The organism is Marixanthomonas sp. SCSIO 43207, from assembly GCF_019904255.1.
Classification (GTDB): domain Bacteria; phylum Bacteroidota; class Bacteroidia; order Flavobacteriales; family Flavobacteriaceae; genus Marixanthomonas.
Map to the genome: position 1 here is coordinate 2,938,166 of NZ_CP063203.1, position 21,503 is coordinate 2,959,668.

Annotated in this window: 21 protein-coding genes; 3 read left to right on the forward strand and 18 right to left on the reverse strand. The window is 34.9% G+C overall.

What is annotated here, in order from left to right:
* Positions 1 to 28: 28 nt before the first annotated feature.
* The 17 genes from coaE to INR76_RS13885 form a co-directional block, all read right to left on the reverse strand.
* A complete protein-coding gene (gene coaE / locus INR76_RS13805) occupies positions 29 to 616 on the reverse strand; it encodes a dephospho-CoA kinase (RefSeq protein ID WP_223108535.1) in 588 nt (195 codons plus the stop codon).
* The gene (locus INR76_RS13810; RefSeq protein ID WP_223108536.1) at positions 613 to 1,578 is read right to left on the reverse strand and encodes a hypothetical protein; all 966 of its coding nucleotides are present in this window, start codon (positions 1,576 to 1,578) and stop codon (positions 613 to 615) included. Before INR76_RS13810 ends, coaE begins: the two co-directional genes overlap by 4 nt.
* A gap of 14 nt (positions 1,579 to 1,592) precedes the next feature.
* A complete protein-coding gene (locus INR76_RS13815; RefSeq protein ID WP_223108537.1) occupies positions 1,593 to 2,594 on the reverse strand; it encodes a glycosyltransferase family 2 protein in 1,002 nt (333 codons plus the stop codon).
* Between the two features lie 69 nt (positions 2,595 to 2,663).
* On the reverse strand, positions 2,664 to 5,966 hold the full coding sequence (locus INR76_RS13820; protein ID WP_223108538.1) for a proprotein convertase P-domain-containing protein: 3,303 nt from the start codon (positions 5,964 to 5,966) through the stop codon (positions 2,664 to 2,666).
* 166 nt (positions 5,967 to 6,132) lie between these two features.
* Positions 6,133 to 6,948, reverse strand: a complete 816-nt coding sequence (locus INR76_RS13825; protein WP_223108539.1) for an enoyl-ACP reductase — start codon at positions 6,946 to 6,948, stop codon at positions 6,133 to 6,135.
* Positions 6,949 to 6,994: 46 nt separating this feature from the next.
* On the reverse strand, positions 6,995 to 8,647 hold the full coding sequence (gene recN, locus INR76_RS13830) for a DNA repair protein RecN (protein ID WP_223108540.1): 1,653 nt from the start codon (positions 8,645 to 8,647) through the stop codon (positions 6,995 to 6,997).
* A gap of 110 nt (positions 8,648 to 8,757) precedes the next feature.
* Positions 8,758 to 9,648 (reverse strand): DUF4835 family protein, encoded by an 891-nt coding sequence (locus INR76_RS13835; protein ID WP_223108541.1) that lies wholly within the window; start codon positions 9,646 to 9,648, stop codon positions 8,758 to 8,760.
* The gene (gene coaBC / locus INR76_RS13840; protein ID WP_223108542.1) at positions 9,641 to 10,852 is read right to left on the reverse strand and encodes a bifunctional phosphopantothenoylcysteine decarboxylase/phosphopantothenate--cysteine ligase CoaBC; all 1,212 of its coding nucleotides are present in this window, start codon (positions 10,850 to 10,852) and stop codon (positions 9,641 to 9,643) included. Before coaBC ends, INR76_RS13835 begins: the two co-directional genes overlap by 8 nt.
* A gap of 3 nt (positions 10,853 to 10,855) precedes the next feature.
* On the reverse strand, positions 10,856 to 11,191 hold the full coding sequence (locus INR76_RS13845; protein ID WP_223108543.1) for a DNA-directed RNA polymerase subunit omega: 336 nt from the start codon (positions 11,189 to 11,191) through the stop codon (positions 10,856 to 10,858).
* A gap of 10 nt (positions 11,192 to 11,201) precedes the next feature.
* Entirely contained in the window at positions 11,202 to 12,014 is an 813-nt protein-coding gene (locus INR76_RS13850; protein ID WP_255592711.1) for an outer membrane protein assembly factor BamD, read from the reverse strand.
* A gap of 135 nt (positions 12,015 to 12,149) precedes the next feature.
* Positions 12,150 to 13,025 (reverse strand): 4-hydroxy-tetrahydrodipicolinate synthase, encoded by an 876-nt coding sequence (dapA, locus tag INR76_RS13855; protein WP_223108545.1) that lies wholly within the window; start codon positions 13,023 to 13,025, stop codon positions 12,150 to 12,152.
* Positions 13,022 to 13,540 (reverse strand): hypothetical protein, encoded by a 519-nt coding sequence (locus tag INR76_RS13860; protein WP_223108546.1) that lies wholly within the window; start codon positions 13,538 to 13,540, stop codon positions 13,022 to 13,024. Before INR76_RS13860 ends, dapA begins: the two co-directional genes overlap by 4 nt.
* Before the next feature lie 57 nt (positions 13,541 to 13,597).
* Positions 13,598 to 15,592: an NAD-dependent DNA ligase LigA gene (ligA, locus tag INR76_RS13865; RefSeq protein ID WP_223108547.1), complete on the reverse strand. Its 1,995-nt coding sequence runs from the start codon at positions 15,590 to 15,592 to the stop codon at positions 13,598 to 13,600.
* A gap of 74 nt (positions 15,593 to 15,666) precedes the next feature.
* The gene (gene aqpZ / locus INR76_RS13870; protein WP_223108548.1) at positions 15,667 to 16,368 is read right to left on the reverse strand and encodes an aquaporin Z; all 702 of its coding nucleotides are present in this window, start codon (positions 16,366 to 16,368) and stop codon (positions 15,667 to 15,669) included.
* Between the two features lie 77 nt (positions 16,369 to 16,445).
* On the reverse strand, positions 16,446 to 17,036 hold the full coding sequence (locus tag INR76_RS13875) for a TIGR00730 family Rossman fold protein (RefSeq protein WP_223108549.1): 591 nt from the start codon (positions 17,034 to 17,036) through the stop codon (positions 16,446 to 16,448).
* A gap of 7 nt (positions 17,037 to 17,043) precedes the next feature.
* Positions 17,044 to 17,895, reverse strand: coding sequence for a peptide chain release factor N(5)-glutamine methyltransferase (gene prmC, locus INR76_RS13880; protein WP_223108550.1), 852 nt, complete (start codon positions 17,893 to 17,895; stop codon positions 17,044 to 17,046).
* 4 nt (positions 17,896 to 17,899) lie between these two features.
* A complete protein-coding gene (locus tag INR76_RS13885; RefSeq protein ID WP_223108551.1) occupies positions 17,900 to 18,391 on the reverse strand; it encodes a GNAT family N-acetyltransferase in 492 nt (163 codons plus the stop codon).
* 27 nt (positions 18,392 to 18,418) lie between these two features.
* Between INR76_RS13885 and ribD the strand changes: the two genes are divergently transcribed.
* From ribD to INR76_RS13900, 3 genes are read left to right on the forward strand one after another with little or no spacing between them, the layout of a single operon-like run.
* Positions 18,419 to 19,498 (forward strand): bifunctional diaminohydroxyphosphoribosylaminopyrimidine deaminase/5-amino-6-(5-phosphoribosylamino)uracil reductase RibD, encoded by a 1,080-nt coding sequence (gene ribD / locus INR76_RS13890; protein WP_255592712.1) that lies wholly within the window; start codon positions 18,419 to 18,421, stop codon positions 19,496 to 19,498.
* Entirely contained in the window at positions 19,495 to 20,367 is an 873-nt protein-coding gene (locus INR76_RS13895) for an EamA family transporter (RefSeq protein WP_223108552.1), read from the forward strand. Before ribD ends, INR76_RS13895 begins: the two co-directional genes overlap by 4 nt.
* 34 nt (positions 20,368 to 20,401) lie before the next feature.
* Positions 20,402 to 21,019 carry a YigZ family protein gene (locus tag INR76_RS13900; protein WP_223110034.1) on the forward strand — a complete coding sequence of 206 codons (618 nt, stop codon included), beginning with the start codon at positions 20,402 to 20,404 and terminating at the stop codon, positions 21,017 to 21,019.
* Position 21,020: 1 nt separating this feature from the next.
* On the opposite strand, the gene INR76_RS13905 is transcribed toward INR76_RS13900, so the two are convergent.
* Positions 21,021 to 21,419: a thioesterase family protein gene (locus INR76_RS13905; protein ID WP_223108553.1), complete on the reverse strand. Its 399-nt coding sequence runs from the start codon at positions 21,417 to 21,419 to the stop codon at positions 21,021 to 21,023.
* Between the last annotated feature and the right edge of the window lie 84 nt (positions 21,420 to 21,503).

The window sequence follows — 21,503 nt, forward strand, 5'->3', positions numbered from 1 at the left end:
AATGTTAACAAAAGAAGCAAAATGGTTGTTATTGTCCTATTTTCAAGAGGTGATGATGAATTTTAAGTACCTGTTTCTTAGTATTTTTCAGGTCTTCGTTTTCTATGGTAAAATCTGCTAACTGCTGCTTTTTTTCATCGGGCCATTGATTATCCATACGAGAATGTATTTCTTCTCTAGTTGTATCATCCCGTTGTAAAATGCGTTCTATTCTAGTTTCTTTTGGAGCTGTAACTAAAATTGTATAATCACAATTTTTATAACTGCCATTTTCAAATAAGATAGCAGCTTCTTTAATACAATACCTCGATGTTTGCTCTGCAACCCATTGCTTAAAATGTTCTGCTACTTGTGGATGTATAATCGCATTAACTTTTTCTAATAGCTCATTATCATTAAATATAATGTTGGCTACATATTTACGGTTTAAGCCTTTGTCATTATAGGCTTCTTCGCCAAGTATTTTTATGAGTTCTTTTTTTATTGTTTCAGAAGAATTGGTAAGCTTTTTTGCTTCAACATCGGCTATATAAACAGGAATCCCTAATTCACTAAACATAGTAGCAATTGTAGTTTTTCCACTTCCTATTCCACCCGTTAATCCTACTATTTTCATTCTTCAGAACCGTTTTTAAAAATTAAAAAATCAATCTTTTTATCTTTCAACTCAATATCTCGAATGCCATCGGGTTTTTTTGAAAATTGAATAAGCATGAAGTTTTCGGTTCTATTACGTTTTGAAAAATCACAAGTGATCCGAAAATCTTTTTCTGAAATTGTATTGTAACTTTTTATGGGAACATTAAAAGTCACTTTGGTTACTTTAGGAATCAACTTAACGATAGTTTCTGGCGGTAAATTGATAATTTGTATAGGCAATGTGATTTCTTTTTGAGTAAATTCTTGAACGTTTAATGAAATTGAAACTGTTTCTGGAGTAATTGAAACCGAAGTAGCATCTGGCGTTTCAATTTTTATAGTTTCAGAAAAATTACTGTCAATCCCCGTATATTTTTTTGAAATCGTAGGTATAGAATCAATTGCATTAATTACCTCTAAGGGACCTGAAACCTGGACTGAATCTGGCTTAATTTGAAGTGTTTCCAAACTCATAAAACCTTCTCTGTAGTCTATTTCAGCTTTGGAAAAAACAGGGACTTTCTTTGAAACCAAAAGCTCTAAGTTAATTTTTAATGTATCAATTGATACATTTTTTACAGTCAAGTTTTTATCAAGTTGTGAAGAGATTAAACTTGTTAATTGAGCATCTGATAATGTGACTGTCTTGTTTCCTTTTTGATAATAATCTGAAATTTGAATGGTCACGGTTGGGTTTTTAAGTTTATAATACAAAAACTCAAATCCGTTTGTGGTTAAATCAAAAGAGAGCTCTTCAGGATTATTTTCGGTCAATAGTGTTTCGTTAGGTATACTTTTGTAGATGATTGTTGCATCAACTGTAGCTGTATATTCTCTTGAAAACTTAGTAAGCACCCAAAATAAAATAGCCAAGAAAAGAAAAAACAGAAACTTTTTTATTTTCCCGGTGTTGTATTTTTTTTGAGGCTTTGAGGTCATTATGATTAAGTAGTTTAATTAAAAAATAGAAAAGGAAATTGTTTTTCAGGGTTTCTATTTAAAAACCTAATATAATAACTGGATTTGAAAAAAGCGATTCCGTAACCAAAAAACTGTATAAATAGCGCTAATATTGACAACAATCCTATATAAACACTTTTATTGGTAATAGCTGAACTTATAAGAACCATTGCCAAGTAAACTGCTAATGGTATAAAAAATTGCCAATGAATACCTAAAGATAAGAGTATTGACAACGTTACAAACACTACGAAGCAAAATGGAAACCAAAAAGTAATCTTTGATGATTGTGGGTGCCATTTACTGAGAATAGGGCGTACCAAACCAAATTTTTTTACTTGAGTATAGAATTTTTTCCAAGAAATACGGCGTTTATGGTATACGTATGCATTTGGGATAAAAGTTGTATTAAACCCTTTTTTTAAAATACGTTGTGATAAATCTGGATCTTCTCCCGGGTGTATTTTGCCATAGCCTCCTGTTTCTGTAAAAGCTTTTTTTGAAATTCCCATATTAAAGCTCCTAGGCTCAAAGCGATTGACACTTTTTTTATTTCCGCGTATTCCTCCTGTTGTAATAAATGATGTCATTGTAAAGTTGATAGCTTTTTGTATACTTGAAAAGCTACTATGTGCAGCATCTGCACCGCCATAACAATCATAATAGTTCTGTTTTAAAAAGGCCTCAACAGTTTTTAAGTAATGTGAAGGCACCAAACAATCTGAATCTAATATGATAAAGTAATTTCCTTTTGCTTTTTGCATGCCAAAATTTCTTGACAAACCGGGACCAGAATTTTCTTTAAAAAAGTATGTGAGCGGTAAAGATTTTGAATACGTATTGACAATCTTCTCACTAGAAATAGTTGAGCCATCTTCTACAATTACGATTTCATATTCTCTAGAATAATCAAGTTTTGTAAAGCTTTCTAAAAGCTCTTCAACCTCTTGTGGACGATTATAAACAGGTATTATAAAAGAAAAATAAAAATCCATATTGCAAATGTAGTGAATAAAAAAAGCCACCCCGATAACGAGGTGGCTTTTATTAGCTATATGAAAAAATTACCTTTTGATAATCTTATAGGTTCCTATTTCTCCATTTACTGAAACTTTCATAATGTAAGTTCCGGTAGTTAACGAAGAGATATTTAAATCTGTAGAGATGCTTCCAATAGTCTGGTCAACTACTTTTTGACCTAAAATATTGTAAATCGCTACATTATCAATGTTATCCATTGCTTTTAACGTCAATTGATCGTCTGCAGGGTTTGGATAGTAAGAGAAACCATCGATAGTGTTTTCTGCTGTTCCTAAACTAGTTCCGTCAATTGTAATATCGGTTATTCCACCGGTATTTACTACAAATACATAATATGCTTGTCCAGCAGTAGTTGTAATTGTAGTTGAAGTTCCTGGTAAACATTGGTTAGTTCCTTGCGCAACTAATGTAAGATCAGTTTCTGAAGCATTTTCATCTGGAGCTTCAAAGAAAGTTACTACACTTGTTCCTGCTGGTGACTCAACAGTAGCAGTTACTTCTCCATCACCTACAGGTGTAAAGTTGTACCATACTCCATTTGCTCCATCAATGTTACAGTTATTTGGGTTACCTGCTTCAGTTGTAGCAGCTGGCATTTGTACACCTGGATCTGTGTAAGGTACTACACCTAATTCATCTATATCAATAGAGTTTGTAATCATATCGTTAGGTGGTGGTACTGGAAGACAATCTACATTTAAAGAGTAGTTTCCGGTAGCACTTCCAAATCCGTGTACCAAGATGTAATAGGTACTATTTCCATCTCCTTGGAAAGAAACTTCAGACTGTAAACCACAAGAATCATCGTTTCCTGCTTCACAAACTAACGTTCCACAATCACCTGTATAAACAGATAACTTAGTATCGTAGTCTGAATCACATAGTGAAATAGTATAATCACTTACAAGACCTGAATCATCAGTAAATGAATACCAAACACCAGGAGCGGTGATAGATGTTCCGCTACATTCTGGAGCACCTGTATCTGGAGTAGCATTGTCTGTAGATCCGGTGATAGTTTCACCACATGTAATTGGTAAAGCACCACTACATACATCATTTTCTAATGCTGGTATACAAGTTACATCCAAGCTAAAGTTACCTGAAGCTGTTCCGAAACCTTCTACCATAATAAGGTAAGTAGATGAACCATCTGAATAGAATGAAACTTCAGATTGTAAACCACAAGAGTCATCATTAAATGCAATCTCATTACTTAAGTCACAAGAATCATATACTCTAACTGCTGAATCATAGTCTGTACCACCTCCACAAAGTGAAATAGTAACTACCTCAGCGTCTCCGCTTCCTGTGTAAGAGAAAAATTCATCCGGAGCATCGTTACCTCCAGAGTTAGTATCACTAGTAGTTTCTCCAGTAATGCTATCACCACAAGATAATGCTACTGCAAATTCACATTCATCATTTGATGGTGGTGTACAGATAGACATAGAGAATTGAACTACTTGACCAGAGTCACCTCCAAAGTCATCACATACTTTTAGTATCCAATCTCCTTTGATACTTTCGCCATCAAATGCTGCAGCAAAAGCCCCTCCTGTTGGAGCGTATGGTCCCATACCAAATGGTACTGTAGCTGCAGAGATATCGGCTCCACCGTCTTCAAATACAGTTCCATTATAAACATCGTCATTTGAACCTCCTAAGCTTTCAGCTAGTGCAAGTTCAGTACCTGAAGGAGAAACTAAATAGATTCTTAAATCTGATGACCAGCTATGTGTAATATCGATAGTTACATTTTCTAAAGTTGCTGTTTCTCCTATAGTTCCAAATTCAGAAACAGTAATAGGAATTTCATTTGGTGCATTGGCACAATCTGCTGTGCTAGTATCTGTTCCATCTATATCAAATGGTACTGCGGTAGAATCATATGCAGTGCTATCACAGTTAATTGGATCTGGATTAGCATCTGGTATAGCAACCCAACCATATTGCGTTAAGCTACCCGGTTGCATTTGTCCAATTAAAGTAGTTGCTCCTGTTGATGTATCTACAGTACGCAGCTCTGAATCAAAAAGAACACTATTAAAGGCTGTCATATAAACTTGATCTGTATTAACATCCCAAGTCATTCCTTGACCAAAATTAGCATCAAAACCAATAGCGCCTATTGCCGTAGCTGCACCTGTTGATGTATCAATTGAATAGAGTGTATCATCTGCAATGTCATAGGTGTATGCATTTCCGTCGCCATCTATTGCTAGTGCAATAGCTATAGCTCCAGAAGTATTTAATGGACCTATTAATGTACCTGAAAGACTACCTAAATCTATGCTGTAAAATTCTGTGCTAGTTACAGCATATAAATTTCCATCAGCTGGATTGAATTCTAAACCGGTTATATCTGGCACTCCTACGTTACCAAGTGAAGTGTATGTACCTGTAGTTGTATCTACGCTGTAAGCTTCACCTAAGCTATCAATAACATAAATAGTCTCAAGGTCATTAGGATCTGCTGCTCCTGCACCTTCAAAACCTGCTCCTACAGGAGCAGATGGACCAATAGAAGTAAATACAGAAGGGTCTATTGGGTCAAACGAACCAACCATAGCTGATGCATTTTCTACTGCATAAGCAAGAGGGTCGTTGGTTCCTCCACCACCACCGCCTCCGGTAGCTAGAATTTCAACTTCCCAACCTAATCTATTGATAACTCCAGAAGCGTTATGCTCAAAAGTTATAGATCCAGAAGTTCCGCTAAAAAGTGCAGATCCATTTGATGCAATCATATCTGCTAATGTAATGTCTCCTTCATTAATACCTCCATCTGCATTATCATATAATAATGTTCCTGAGGTATCTGCACCATCATAAATTTTTAACCAGTCAAAAGTGGCAAATACGATAAAATCTAAAAACTCTATCTCTGTTGCACCATCAAGAGTTGTGGTGGTAACACAGCTACAGTTTTCATAGTTACCAGGGTCACCATCTGTATTTGTTCCGCCTGGGCCTCCATTATCATAGAAAAAATCACCCACAGCTACCGGGAACGATTCTGTTGCACCTGCTGTAGGAATAATATCTGCCAATGAAGCTTTATGGTTTTGTTTTTTGAAATAACGTCTTAATCGCTGACTTTCTTCAGCTGAAAAATAATTTAAAACATTATCTGCTTTATTTGAAACTTTTGAAAGTCTCTTTAAAAGTGTTTCTATCGAAACTGAAGGTTCGGCTTGGTTGTAGTGTTTTGCCGCTTCAATTTCTTTTTGAATCTCATCATTACCTGATGATTGAATTACTTGTGCATGTATGGTCAATGTCAAACCAAACATAATACACAAAAACGAGGTAATTTTCTTCATAATTAAAAATTAGAGTTTAGTTAATATTAGCTTAAAAATATTTAAAAAAGTCTTAACAACAAAACAATTAATACGAAATCAATTAAATAAATAATTTCTAATTAAGTATTTAACAAAAAAAAGACTTGCTTTCGCAAGTCTTTTTAACTTTCTATTAAAAGTAGTATTATTCTTTTTCAAAGGCTTCAATTACTGCATCACTCACTCCTACATTTGAAAAACCACCATCGTTATATAAATTTTGAAGGGTAACTCTTTTGGTTAAATCACTAAATAAAGATATTGTGTAATTTGCACAATCCATAGCGGTAGCATTACCTAATGGAGACATTTTTTCTGCATATGAAATAAAACCGTCAAATCCTTTTACACCTTTTCCTGCCGTGGTAGGGGTTGGTGATTGTGAAATGGTATTTACACGTACATTTTTATCTCTTCCGAAGAAATAACCAAAGCTTCGTGCTATTGATTCTAAATAAGCTTTATTATCTGCCATATCGTTGTAATCTGGAAATACACGTTGAGCTGCCATATATGTAAGTGCTACAATACTTCCCCATTCATTCATTGCATCTTTATTATACAATACATTCATAGTTTTATGAAAAGACACTGCTGAAACATCCCAACCTTTGTGCGTCCAGTCATAATTTTGATCGGTATAATGTTTTCCTTTTCGTACGTTAACTGACATACCTATTGAGTGTAAAACAAAGTCTAGTTTTCCTCCTAGAATTTCAGTTGCTTTTTCTACTAGGTTTTCAAGATCTTCCATCTTGGTTGCATCTGCCGGAATAATTTCAGAATTGGTTTTCTCTGCCAGTTCATTAATTTGTCCCATACGCATTGCAATAGGAGCATTTGTTAATACAAAACTTCCGCCTTCTTCGTGAACGCGTTCAGCTGTTTTCCAAGCGATGGAATTTTCATCCAATGCACCAAAAATAATTCCTCGTTTTCCTTTTAATAAATTATATGCCATATCTAGTTGCTTAGGTTATTCTCTATATTATTCTGTAAAGATACAGTTAATTCAATAATTCTTTGGCGTGTGCCAAGGCAGAATCACTTATTTCTTTACCTCCTATCATCTGTGCTATTTCAACAATACGTTCTTCTTGTGTTAAAGTCTTTAAACCTGTAACGGTACTGTTATTTACATCTTCTTTATATACTTTAATGTGTTGTGCTCCTTTTGAAGCAATTTGTGGTAAATGCGTAATACTTACCAATTGCATAGTTTTACTCATTTCGTCCATAATGATTGCCATTTTATGAGCTATTTCTCCTGAAACACCCGTGTCAATTTCATCAAAAATAAGAGTTGGTAATGTTTTATACTCTGCCAATACTGCTTTTACAGCTAGCATAATTCTACTCATCTCACCACCGGAAGCCACTTTTTTTATAGACCCCATACTCATTCCTTTATTGGCAGTGAAAAGAAGCTCGAGAGTATCTATACCATGCTCTCTGAATGTTTCTGAAATTGCTAATTTAAATTCAAAACGGGCGTTGGGTAAACCAAGTTTTGACAGAATATTCTCTAAGCGCTCTTTTAAAGTAGGAAGTACTTTTTTACGTGATTCATGGATTGATTTTCCGGTTTTTCTTGCTTCAGATGTTAAGGTTGAAACTTGTTTTTCCAACTTTTCAATCAACGTGTCTAAGTTGTTGGTATCTGTAATTTGATTATCTAAAGAATCTTTTATAGCAATCAATTCTGAAACAGTTGCTACATTATGTTTTTGTTGTAGTTTGTGCAGGGTTTGCAACTTCTCGTTTATTTCAAGCAATTGATTAGGATCTGCTTCTACAGAAGTAGCAACTTGTTCTATTTCTTCGTTTAAATCATCAAGCTCAATAATAACGCTATTCAATCGGTCCCACAGTGATTGATATACCGAACCGTAATTTTTCAACTTATTTAATGAAGCTCGTGCTTCTTTTGCGGTTTCGAGCGTTCCTATTTGTTCTTCAGAAAATAACTGAACAACAGCAGCGAGTGATTCTTTAATTTCTTCGGCATTGCTTAACGTCTCATAGGTTTCTTCTAGCTCTTTTTGATTAATTGAAGTTAAATTTGCTTCTTCCAGTTCATTAAAAAGAAAGGTGTTGTAATCTATTTCTTTGGCTGCTTCACTTTTTTTGAGCTGTGCTTCTTTTAAGGCTTTTTCGGTGTTTTTTAAATCAACAACTTGATTACTGTATGTTTTTAAATGATCTTGATTATTTGCCAAAGCATCAATGACTTGCAATTGAAAATCTTCTTCTGAAAGGGAAAGCGTTTCATGTTGACTATGAATATCTACCAAATACGGCCCTACAGCTTGTAACTGTGATAAAGTTACGGGTGTATCATTTATAAAAGCTCTAGATTTTCCACTTGGTAAAATTTCGCGACGTATGATAGTATGAGCATCATAATCTAGATCATTGGTCTCAAAAATGGTTTGTAACGCAAATTTTTCTATAGAAAATTCAGCTTCAATTACACACTTTTTTGAAGCGTCTCGCATACTGTTTAAATCAGCACGTTTTCCTAAGACTAATGATAAAGCTCCTAGTAATATTGATTTTCCGGCACCGGTTTCTCCTGTAATAATAGTCAAACCATTATTAAAGTCCATCCGGATGTCTTCAATTAACGCATAATTTTTTATAGCAATCGTTGTAATCACAGGCGTAAAATATAAATATAGATTTCCTTATTTAAAGTAAAAATAAGGTTTTGAAAACAACTTTTAATGTAAAATTGAATTTTTACAACAGCAAGAAAAAGGTATGGAGATTAAAATTTAATTTCGCTCCAATTACTTCGTTTGGTTGGCGCCATTTTGTTTAAATTTTCAACCAATTTTACGATATCTACGCTTGGTCCTCCGCTAAAGATGCTCTGTATTTCATCACTTTTGGCGTCAAAAAAAGTACGAATGATATAAGAGTTTGGACGTCGGTTATTTATTTGAGATAACGTTTGAATGGCATCTACTATCGCTTCTTTTGCGTCTTTAGGATCTTGTGTCATTATATCAAGTCCCTCTCTATGATACTCATACATAGCGGTATGAAATTCTTGATACACATTTGAAAGCAATGCTTCATTGAAACGATATCGTGTTTGTGTACCATCTGTTGGTTTCCATCCTATAAAATTACTAGAAGCAGCTGTATTGATTATTTGTTTTGCAACTTGAAAATATTCTTCGCCTCCATTTTTTTCAAACGTATCTGCATCAAGACCTATAATTGTATAAACATGGTAGGCAATAACTGAAATTAAGTTTGAATTAAATGTATTTAAGTTAAAGTTTAATGGCTGAAACTCGGTATAATCAAAACTGAATTGACGATCGTTATAATTATAAATAGGCGAATCATACGTTGAGTTAAAAGTAGGCCTAGATGCTTGTACTTGTATGGTAGCCGAAAATGAAGTTGACTCAAAGTCTGAAATAATGATTGACATATTGCAGTCTATCCGCTCTTGGTTTTTATAAACCTTATTGGTCCATTTTGTATTGTTTACAAAATCGGTCAATTCTTGTTGAAGTGTTCTAAACACTTGCAAGTTTGGCTGTCCAGTTTGTTCAGCATCTACAGTTATACTGCAATTAAGTTCTTGCGCTTGAGTAGAAAGTGTTAATGTTAAAACGAAAAGTAATAGTATAAATTTACGCATCTATGTTCTCTATAATATATTGTAAAATGTCGTTTGCAACTTCGGTTTTAGGTTTAACAGCAAAACGTTGCACTTTATTGTCTTTATTAATTAAAGTGACTTTATTGGTATCTGCTTTAAACCCGGCTCCTTTGTCTTTGAGCGAATTTAAGACAATTAAATCTAAATTCTTTTTTTTGAGTTTGCTTTTTGCATTTTCAAGTTCGTTTTGAGTTTCTAAAGCAAAGCCTACCAAAAATTGATGTTTTTTAATTTCGCCAAGCGATTTTAAAATATCCTGGGTTTTTTCAAGCTCTAGTGTTAATGAGCTATCGTTCTTTTTTATTTTTTCTGAAGCAACTTGTTTGGGTCTATAATCAGCTACAGCAGCGCTTAAAACTGCAATATCACAAGTAGGAAAATAAGTATGAGCAGCTTCATACATATCTTTTGCTGAAGTCACCGGAATAATCTTTACACGGCTATTTTCAAGGCTTATATTCACAGGACCTGAAACTAAAAAAACTTCGGAACCTAGCTTAGCAGCTGCTTCAGCGACAGCATATCCCATTTTTCCGCTAGAATGGTTTCCAATAAATCGTACAGGGTCTATTGCTTCATAGGTAGGTCCTGCGGTAACCAACATCTTTTTACCTTGTAATGGCATTTGTTGCAGCAGATGGTTTTCAATAAATGAAATAATATGCTCAGGTTCGGCCATTCTTCCTTTTCCGGAAAGACCGCTAGCTAGTTCACCTTCTTCAGCTGGTATTTGAATATTTCTGAAGCTATCTAATTTTTCAAACGTTGCAGTTGTACTTGGATGTTTATACATATCTAAGTCCATTGCCGGGGCATAATACACAGGACACTTAGCCGATAGATAAGTAGCCAATAACAGATTATCGCTTGTGCCGTGAGCCATTTTAGAAAGAGTATTGGCGGTGGCAGGAGCGATCACAAATAAATCTGCCCAAAGGCCTAACTCAACGTGGTTATTCCATTGGGCATTGTCATCTTCTTCATTGGTAAAAGAAGAAAATACTTCATTTTTTGATAATGTAGAAAGGGTAAGTGGTGTGACAAACTCTTTTGCTGAGGGTGTCATAACGACTTTTACTTGTGCCCCTTTCTTCACAAAAAGCCGAACCAAAAAGGCAGCCTTATAAGCGGCAATACCGGCAGTAACGCCAAGCAACACATTTTTACCGCTTAAAATAGACATCTTCTACTTATTCAGTTCTTCTTCTTTTGTATTTCGGTAGTAAATTTTATCGTTCAACCATTCTTCAACCGCAAGTGCATGAGGTTTTGGAAGGCGCTCGTAAAATTTTGAAACTTCAATCTGTTCTTTGTTTTCAAAAATTTCTTCTAAACTGTCGTTGTACGTAGCAAACTCGTCTAACTTTTCAAGCAATTCTTTCTTGATGTCGCCGTTAATTTGCGTAGCTCGTTTTGCTATAATTGAAATAGCTTCGTAGATGTTTTCAGTAGGTGCATCTACTTTGTTTTTATCAATAGTGGTTGTATTGATAGGAGCTTCAGAATTTTTAATATCTATCATAATCCTTGTTTTAACTTTTTGATTCTGTTTCACCTAAGCGAGCAGTAATATCTGCTGCTATAATATCTGCTTCGGCTCTTAAATCGGTATCGCTGTAATATTTTAAAAATTTATTGTAATAGTCTTTTGCAGAAATTAACCGTTCTTCTTTTAATGAAGGAATACTCAGCAAGGCCAATTCATAAGCGGCTTGTAACCTTCCAAAAAAGGCGTCTTTACGATACTTTGAACCTGGATGGTCTGATATGAAATTATCGTACGATTCAATTGCCGGTCTATAATCGCCTATATATTCTGCTATTTTTAATAATTGATTGGCTACTTCAATATCCTTTTTCTCGAGTTTTTCTTTAAGTTCTGAAACCAGCTTATTGGCTTCTGGTCTTTTTTCTGAGTTAGGATATTTGTTAATATAGCTTTGTAATTTCTCTAATGCCTTATAGGTATCTTCTTGATCTAAAGAGTACCTAGGTGATAGCTCATAATAACTCTTTGCAGATCGGTACGCGGCTACTTCTACACTGTCACTTTGAGGGTATGAAGTTTCAAATCGCTCGTATTGATATCCGGCCAAGTAAAAGTCTTCTAGTTCATAAAAGGTAGTAGCGTATAAAAACATAAGCCGTTCGGCTTGAGGTTTTCCACGGTACACCGGAACTATTTGCTCAAATAACTTTAAGGCTTTTTTGTATTTTTTTTGTTTGTATAAAGAATCTGCTAATGCATATTTTTTTCCTGTATCATCAGAAGATAGAACCTTTTGATAGTTACTACAAGAACTTAAAACAATAACAGATAAAAGTAATAAAAAAGTTGCTTTCATAGCGTTTAAAAACATCGTGCAAAATTAGTGAATTAAATGGGATTACAAAAACTTAATATGCAGCTAAATTATTGTACTGCTGATGATAATTTAAGCCTTTGCATAAAGTTTAACACATCTATTTGTAAAATATTCTTATTGACTGTCAATAAAAGAAGCAATTTTTGATTGTAATGAATCACTTGCTTTTACCAATGGTAAACGAACGGCATCGTTACAAATATTTAATTTTTTGAATACTGCTTTAATTCCGGCAGGATTACCTTCTTCAAAAATATAGTTGATTGCCGGAGCAATGTTATAATGAATTGCATAAGCTTCATCTACTTTTCTATCGAGCCCTAATTGAATCATTTTTGAAAATTCTTTTGGAAATCCTTCTCCTATTACCGAAATAACGCCTGCTCCACCGGCTAATGTCATGGGCAAAGCAATCATATCATCACCACTGATAACTAAAAAGGAATCTGGAGTACCGTCAATCATTTGCATTGCTTGAACCAAATCACCTGCAGCTTCTTTGATACCAATGATATTTTTAAAATCATTTGCGAGTTTAATTACCGTTTCTGGTAACATATTTGAAGCTGTCCTTCCTGGTACATTGTATAAAATTATGGGTAATGGAGCTTCTTGAGCAATAGCAGCAAAGTGGTTGTATATGCCTTGCTGTGTAGGTTTATTATAAGCGGGAGAAACTGAAAGTATTGCAGTAAAAGCTGTAAGGTCACTCGTTTTCATTTCTTCAATCACAGCGGCTGTATTGTTACCTCCTATTCCTAAAACCAAAGGCAACCTTTTGTTATTCGCTTCTACTATAGTATCAATTACCAATTGTTTTTCCTCTTTATTTAGAGTGGCGCTTTCTGCGGTAGTTCCCAAAACAACAAGGTAATCGGTACCGTTATCAATATTATAGTTTACAACTTTTTTAAGCCCTTCAACATCTACCGAAAGATCTTCTTTAAATGGTGTTATTAAAGCGACTCCAGTTCCTATCAATTCTTTCATTTTATTTTTTTTAAAACAGTTAAATATTTTTTTAATTCGAGTTTAAAACCATCTAGATCGTGAATATCAATATCTATTAAAAGGTCAAACAAACGTGGATCTGCTCCTGATATTCCAACTTTAAAATTTGCATTACTGTCAGCTATCATAGCATCCAAAAAATTATTTTTTGTAGTATAAAACCCTACCAGTACATCAAAGCGCTTGTTTATAAACTCTTTTGCATTTTGATTATGCAACTCACCTTTCCAATTAAAGTCCTTATTATGCAATTGATTATGACGTAGAGAAGGCACTTTCCTTTTCACTTCAAGAAATGAAAAAACTTTAACGTCTTTAGGCTGCAAATTATAATAATCTGCACATTCATACAGCTTTTCAAAATCCTGAAAAACAGCCTCATCTACCAAAAACCCTAACGTTTTCATTTCAGAATTGATTTCTGAAATATCTCGCTTTTTTAAGCTGTGTTCTATCTTTTTGCGTAAGGATCTATGCTTTAATTTTTCAAACATGAGCGTTTTATGATTCTACACAAAAATACGAGTTTCGCAAAGGTTTTTAAAATAGTTTCAGGAAATCATTTGTAAAAAATCTTCTTCTGAAATAATAGGAACGCCCAAATTTTCGGCTTTGGTTTTTTTACTTGGCCCCATATTATCACCGGCAACCACATAATTGGTTTTTCCCGAGATAGAACTAGACACTTTACCCCCATTATCCTCAATAAGTTTTTTTAGCTCTGTACGTGAAACTTGATGAAAAACTCCTGAAACTACAAAAGTATCCCCATTTAGCTTATTAGTCTGGTTAGCCAATTTTTCTGCTGAAATTTCCAATTGCACGCCATAGTTCTTTAAGCGCTCAATTGTGTGTATATTTTTTTCTGAAGTAAAAAACAAGCGAACACTTTCAGCTATACGATCACCTATTTCATCTACCGAAATCAATTCTTCTTCAGTAGCATTTGCAAGAGCATCAATACTTTTATAATGTTTAGCTAGCTTTTTTGCGACTGTTTCACCTACATACCTGATACCCAAAGCAAACAACACTCTTTCAAACGGAATTTGTTTTGAAGCTTCTATACCATTTATTAGGTTTTCTGCACTTTTATCTGCCATTCGTTCCAACGGAATCACATCTTCCTTGGTAAGCTCATACAGATCGGCATAAGTAGTAATTAGGTTATTGGTTACTAGCAAAGCTACCGTTTCTCCACCAAGTCCTTCAATATCCATTGCTTTTCTTGAAATATAGTGCTGAATGCGGCCTATAATTTGCGGCGGGCAACCTTCAGAATTAGGACAGTAATGAAGCGCTTCACCTTCGTTACGTATTAATTCGGTTCCGCATTCGGGACACGTAGTTCTGTACTTGGTAGGGTTTGAATTAGGATCGCGTTCGGTAAAATCAACACCAATAATTTTTGGAATTATTTCTCCGCCTTTTTCAACAAAAACCGTATCTCCCTCACGCACATTTAGTTTTTCAATTTGATCGGCATTGTGCAATGATGCTCGTTTTACAATAGTACCCGCCAATTCTACGGGCTCTAGATTTGCAACGGGTGTGATAGCTCCTGTACGTCCTACTTGATAGGTTATGGCATTTAACTTGGTAGTGACCTGTTCAGCTTTAAACTTGTAAGCCATTGCCCATCGAGGTGCTTTGGCGGTGTAACCCAATTCTTCTTGTTGATACAGACTGTTCACTTTTACTACAACACCATCTGTTTCATAGGGCAATTCGTGACGGTGAACATCCCAATAGTTTATAAAGTTAAGCACCTCATCTATACTTTTGGTAAGCTTGGCAACTTCTGGAACTTTAAACCCCCATTCTCTGGCTTTTTTCAAGCATTCGTATTGGGTAGAAATTGGCAATCTGTCTGCTTTAATACTATACAACAAACATTCTAACGGGCGTTTTGCCACTTCACTACTATCTTGTAACTTTAAGCTTCCGGAAGCTGTGTTTCTTGGATTTCTGTAAGGTTCTTCACCGGCTTCAACCCGCTCTGCATTCATTTGGGTAAACCCCTCAAAGGGCAGTATAATTTCGCCTCTTATTTCAAATTTATCTGGAAAATCACCTTTGAGTTTTAAAGGAACTGAATTTATAGTCTTTACATTGGTAGTTACATCATCTCCTTGAAAACCATCTCCTCTTGTAACTGCTTTTTGTAAACTTCCGTTTTCATATGTTAGATTAATTGAAGCACCGTCATACTTAAGTTCACAAACATACTCAACGGTACCGTCAACCAACTTTTTTATTCGTTTTTCCCAATCTTCCAGATCTTCTTTTGAATATGAATTTGCCAATGAATACATACGATGTTCATGAGTCACCGTATCAAAATTTTTAGTCACTTCGCCACCTACTCGCAAGGTAGGTGAATTGGCGTCATAAAACTCGGGGTGTTGGGCTTCCAGTTGTTGAAGCTCTTTCAGTTTTTGATCAAATTCAAAATCTGAAATAGTAGGATTATCGAGTACGTAATAGTTGTAATTATGTTTGCGTAATGCTTCACGCAGTTGATTGATTTTTGCTTCGGTATTCATACCAACAAATATAGAAAATAGGTACCTTACTCAACTATCATTTAAAAAATTATAGCGTGATTTTTTCAGAAATATTAATCATCTAAAAAAACTGTTCTCACAATTGCTGCAAATAAACCACCGGCAATAGGAATCAATATAAAAAGCCAAACTTGCTCCAGTGCTTTACCACCAGAAAAAAGTGCCGGACCTAAACTGCGAGCCGGATTTACAGAGGTGCCGGTAATAGGAATAGCTACCATGTGAATCAATACCAAGGAAATACCAATTGCCATACCTGCCATTAAAGGTGAGGCTTTTTTTGCGGTAGTTCCGAAAATGATTAAAAGAAATAAGAAAGTGAAAATAAATTCAGTAATCAATGCTGAAATGATGTTGTACTCGCCTAAATACCCTTCGCCCCAACCATTACTCGCCAATCCCCACTCTGGCATTTCAAAACCTTCACTACCTATTGCAATAATGTATAAGATGGCAGAGGCAAGAATAGCACCAATGCATTGTGAAAAAACATACCCTATTGTATCTCGTATTGAAAGTTTTTTGGCTGCCATCATAGCTATTGAAACAGCGGGATTAATATGGCATCCAGATATAGGACCTATTGCATACACCATTACGGTAAGTGCAAAACCAAAGGCTAACGATATACCCAGCAAACCTATACCTTCAGGGCCTGATTGTGAAATGCTTGCAATTGTTGCAGCTCCACACCCAAATAAAACTAAGGCAAATGTACCTAACGCTTCAGCGAAATATTTTTTAGCAGCCCCCAAAATAAATATCTGATTTACAGATACTAAAGATAATTCATTTGTTTATAAATTCAACAAGCTAAAATGAAAGTTGTTTCTTACGCTCTATCGGGGTTTAACCAATTAGGAATATCTGGTGCTTTAAAGTTTTGCATTTTTTCAAGGAGGTTCTCGATGGTAGTATCAACCAATAATAATTCATAGTTATCCATAGACAGAAACCCCTTACGCACCATAGTCTCAAGTAGTTTAAGAAGGTCATTATAAAAGCCATTCACGTTTAATAATCCTATTGGCTTTTTGTGCAGCCCTAATTGTAGCCACGTGATAATTTCAAATAATTCTTCGAGGGTCCCCATTCCTCCGGGCATAGCAATAAAAGCATCACTCAACTCGTGCATTTTTAATTTGCGTTCATGCATATTTTCGGTTGTGTAAAGCTTTGTAAGACCTAAATGCACAACTTCTTTTTTCTTCAAAAATTCAGGTATTACTCCTAGTACCTGCCCTTTGTTATCTAGTGTATTTTTAGCCAAAACTCCCATAACCCCAATTTTGGCAGCGCCATATACTAGGGTTATTCCTTTTTCTGCAAAAAGTTTTCCGGTTTTTTCTGCTGCTTCGGTAATAGCGGCATCATTTCCTTCACTGCTTCCACAAAACACACATATTTTGGTCAATTCTTTCATCGGGTAGTTATTTTTTACATTGTAGCATTCGGTCTTTGCCCCTGAAATCTTTTCTTAATTCAACAGAAGAATAGCCTTCTTCTTGCAATGACGTTATTAATTCGTTACTAAGATACTCATTTATCTCGAAGTAAAGCCTCCCGTCTGGTTTTAAGTATCGCAGTGACAGCCTAGCAATAGTTCTATAAAACAGTAACGGATCACTGTTACTTACAAACAAAGCTGAAGCCGGTTCATAATCTAAAACATTATGGTGCATTTCTAGTTTTTCAAGTTCACGCACATAGGGCGGATTTGAAACAATCACATCATATTGCTGTGGCAGTGATGCTGTTTTTAAAATATCTTTTTGATAAAAATGTACTCGCACTCTATTTTTTTTGGCATTAGCTTCGGCAGTTTTTAAGGTTTCGTATGAATAGTCTAAAGCCGAAACCTTTGCAGTTGCAAGATTTTTGGCTAGAGAAATAGCAATGCACCCAGACCCGGTGCCAATATCCAATACACTAAAGGTAGTACTTGTTTCTGAAGCTGAATTTTCAAGGATCCATTCAACCAATTCTTCAGTTTCAGGTCGTGGAATTAAAGTGTGTTGATTTACTTCAAAAGTGAGTCCATAAAATTCGGTTGTACCAATAATATATTGTATAGGTTCATGCTTTTCCAAACGACTGATCGCATCTTTAAACTGATTAATTTCAGTAGAAGTTAGCTTCTTACTAGCTTCTAATGTTACTTGTATGCGAGTTAGGTTCAAATAAGCTTCAGAAAGTAAAGTAAAAAATGATTGTATTTCTTCAGAAGGATACAATGCTGAAAGTCTTTCTACAAAATGGTTTTTTAATTCTTTTACAGTCATTTATTTACAGTTTCATAAGCATATGCACCGGACAAGAATGATGACCGGTGTTTCCTAAAGGAGCGTCAATTGTTTCAAAACCTACGCTTTTGTATAAATTTTGAGCGGCTGTCATATCTGGCATTGTTTCTATATAGCATTTTTCAAAATTAAATTCGCGTGCTTTTACCAGGCACATTTTTATCAATGTTCTTCCTAAGCCTTTACCTCTAGCCTCTGGTAAAAAATACATTTTTTGCAATTCGCAAATACGATCTTCACCTTCATAATTCTCTAATTTTGCAATGCCTGCACCACCTATTATGGTATTATTATCTTCAACTACAAAATAGCAAGACGTTTTTTTAGTATAGCTTTCAAACATACAGTCTAGTGCTTTATCTTCATAAGCAGTTCCTGTTTTAGGAATATTCATATCTTCAAAAACAGAGCGTATTACCTTTGCAACTTGTGGGTTGTCTTCCTTTTTAATAAGACGAATAATTGGTGTGTTCATGTAAGTAAAACCTTGTATTTTTACGCTGTGAAGGTACATGAAAAATATATGCAACGCTGTATTGACCTGGCGAAAAATGGACTAGGTACCACTTACCCCAACCCCTTGGTAGGCAGTGTTTTGGTGCATAACGATCAAATTATCGGCGAAGGTTGGCATTATAAAGCCGGAGAACCACACGCCGAGGTTCATGCTATTAATAGCGTGAAAAATAAAGCACTTTTAAAAGACGCTACTATATATGTAAGTCTAGAACCTTGTAGTCACTTTGGAAAAACACCTCCTTGTTCAAATTTGATTATCAAAAACGGAATTAAAACAATAGTCGTTGGCAGTATAGACCCGAACCCTCAAGTAGCAGGAAGAGGAATTAAAAAACTTAAAAATGCCGGGGGTACAGTTATTACAGATGTGCTAAGAGATGAATGTAATGCCTTAAACAAACGATTTTTCACTTTTCATACTAAAAAACGCCCTTTTATAATATTAAAATGGGCTCAAACCAAAGATGGATTTATAGCTCCCACGTATAAACAAGCTGTCGAAAAAATAACAGATAAACAGCCGGTATGGATTACCAACACCTATTCTAGGCAACGTTCTCACAAATTAAGAGCACAAGAACAAGCTATTTTAGTGGGTACAAACACTGTTTTAAAAGACAATCCAAGTTTAACGTGTCGTGATTGGCATGGCAAATCTCCTACACGAATTATTATTGATAAGAAACTAAAAATTCCATCTGAAGCTTCTGTTTTAAATGATGAAACTCCTACAATAATCATTACTGAAGAAACTAAACAACATGGTTTAAACACACAATACGAATCAATAAAGTTTAAAAAAAACCTACCAAAACAAATTTGTGAAATACTTTATAATCACGGGCTTCAATCTGTTATAATTGAAGGGGGTGCTGCTACTTTAAACTCATTTATTGAAACAAATCTTTGGGATGAGGCTAACATTTTTACAGGGAATGCTATATTTGAAACTGGCATCAAAGCTCCATTTTTTTCTGAAGAAACTATGAAACATATTGATTTGCTTTCAGAAGAAAAACTGGATAAAGACATCTTACAAATTTTTAAAAACAACAGTAATTGACAGCCCTACTTTTAAGCATTCTTTCATCCACATTAATTTTTGTGGTTTTTAAGCTTTTTGACCGTTTTAAAATCAACACCCTACACGCCATTGTTGTAAATTACATTGTTGCTTTTAATTGCGGATTGTTTTTTTATAATGGTGATGTTACTTTATCACAAGTCCCTCAACAACCTTGGTTTTTATACACACTAGGACTAGGAGCTTTGTTTATCATTATATTTAATTTAATGGCTATTACCACTCAACGTAGTGGCCTTTCTGTGGTTTCGGTGGCTACCAAAATGAGCGTGGTTATCCCGGTAGTTTTTGGTCTAGTCTATTACAAAGAAAGCCTTGGTATTTTAAAGATTTTGGGAATCATTTTGGCCCTCATTGCAGTATACCTCGCTTCTATCAAAACTACAAAAGGTATTACTATTCAAAAGAAAAATTTAATTTATCCTTTATTAGTGTTTTTAGGTAGCGGATTTATTGATACAAGTATCACATACCTAGAAGACACAATGATTGCAGAAGATGAAGTTGCTCTTTTTTCTGCTATTATTTTTTCTGCAGCAGCAATAATAGGTATTTCCATTTTGGTGATTCAAGCTATAAAAGGCAAGTTTACCTTTGAGTTTAAAAACATTATTGGCGGGATATTTCTAGGGCTTCCCAATTATTTTTCAGTCTATTTTATCGTTCAAGCCTTGCGCAGTGATATATTGGAAAGTTCAGGGATATTTACCGTAAACAATGTCGCCATCGTGATGCTATCTACTTTATTAGGAATTACTTTTTTTAATGAAAAATTACTTCGAAAAAATTGGATTGGTATTATCCTTGCCGTGATCAGTATCTTTTTGGTAGCTTTGGCAAAATGGTAATAGATAAACATTGAAAAACTAAAAATCCTTTCTTATTTCTTCAGAAAAAGACACATATAAAACTCTTGTAAAACCTTCAAAAGAAGTTCTTTTTAAAGACCGCGGAAGCAAGTTTTACGGCTACGCTTTTCCGGTTAAAAATGAGACCGAAATTGAACAACACATTGAAAACTTAAAAAGCAAACATCACAAAGCACGTCACTGGTGCTATGCTTGGCAACTAGGGAAAACCTATGATCGATACCGTGCAAATGACGATGGAGAACCTTCAAATAGCGCGGGGATGCCTATCTATGGGCAGTTACAATCGTTTGATGTGACTAATACACTCGTGGTTGTGGTTCGCTATTTTGGTGGAACAAAATTAGGTGTTGGCGGTTTAATTCAAGCTTACAAAACCGGTGCTCAAATGGCACTTGAAGCATCAAAAATTGTAAAGAGAACTATTGATGAAAATTTTATTCTCAAATTTGAGTATCCTGAGATGAATACCGTGATGCGTATTATTAAAGAGGAAGAGCTAGAAATAATTGATCAAAAACTTGAATTAAGTTGTGAGATTGAAATTTCAGTGCGACAAAAAGAAGCAGAACGCATTTATAACATTTTTGACACTACGTATAAAGTAGCCATAAAAAAACAAGAAGAATAACCTAAGACTTAAGTTTATCCAATAAATATGATGGTGCCTTCATCAACTTATTTGTTGTGGTATCTATAAACACCAAAGTAGTTGTTGCCGAAACTAAAAGTACATCATCTTGATTACGAATTTCATAATAAAACTCTATTTTAACTGTTGGCATTTTTTTTAGGGTTGTTGTCACAGTTAAAAGGTCATCATACTTAGCCGGTCTTTTATAATCAATATTCAAATTTACTACCGGAAGCTGCACTTGATGTTCTTCCATCCATTTGTAAGAAAAACCCAACTCGCGTAACCACTCGGTACGTCCCTGCTCTAGGTACTGTGCATAGTTACCGTAATAGACCACTCCCATCTGGTCGGTTTCTGCGTAGCGAACTCGAATATTTGTTTCAGATTTTTTCATAAATTTTGACCTTAGGTAACGAACTTTTTTGTAGTTTTAACGATAATGAAGTATGCACAAAAAAAACTAAAAATTCAATACCAC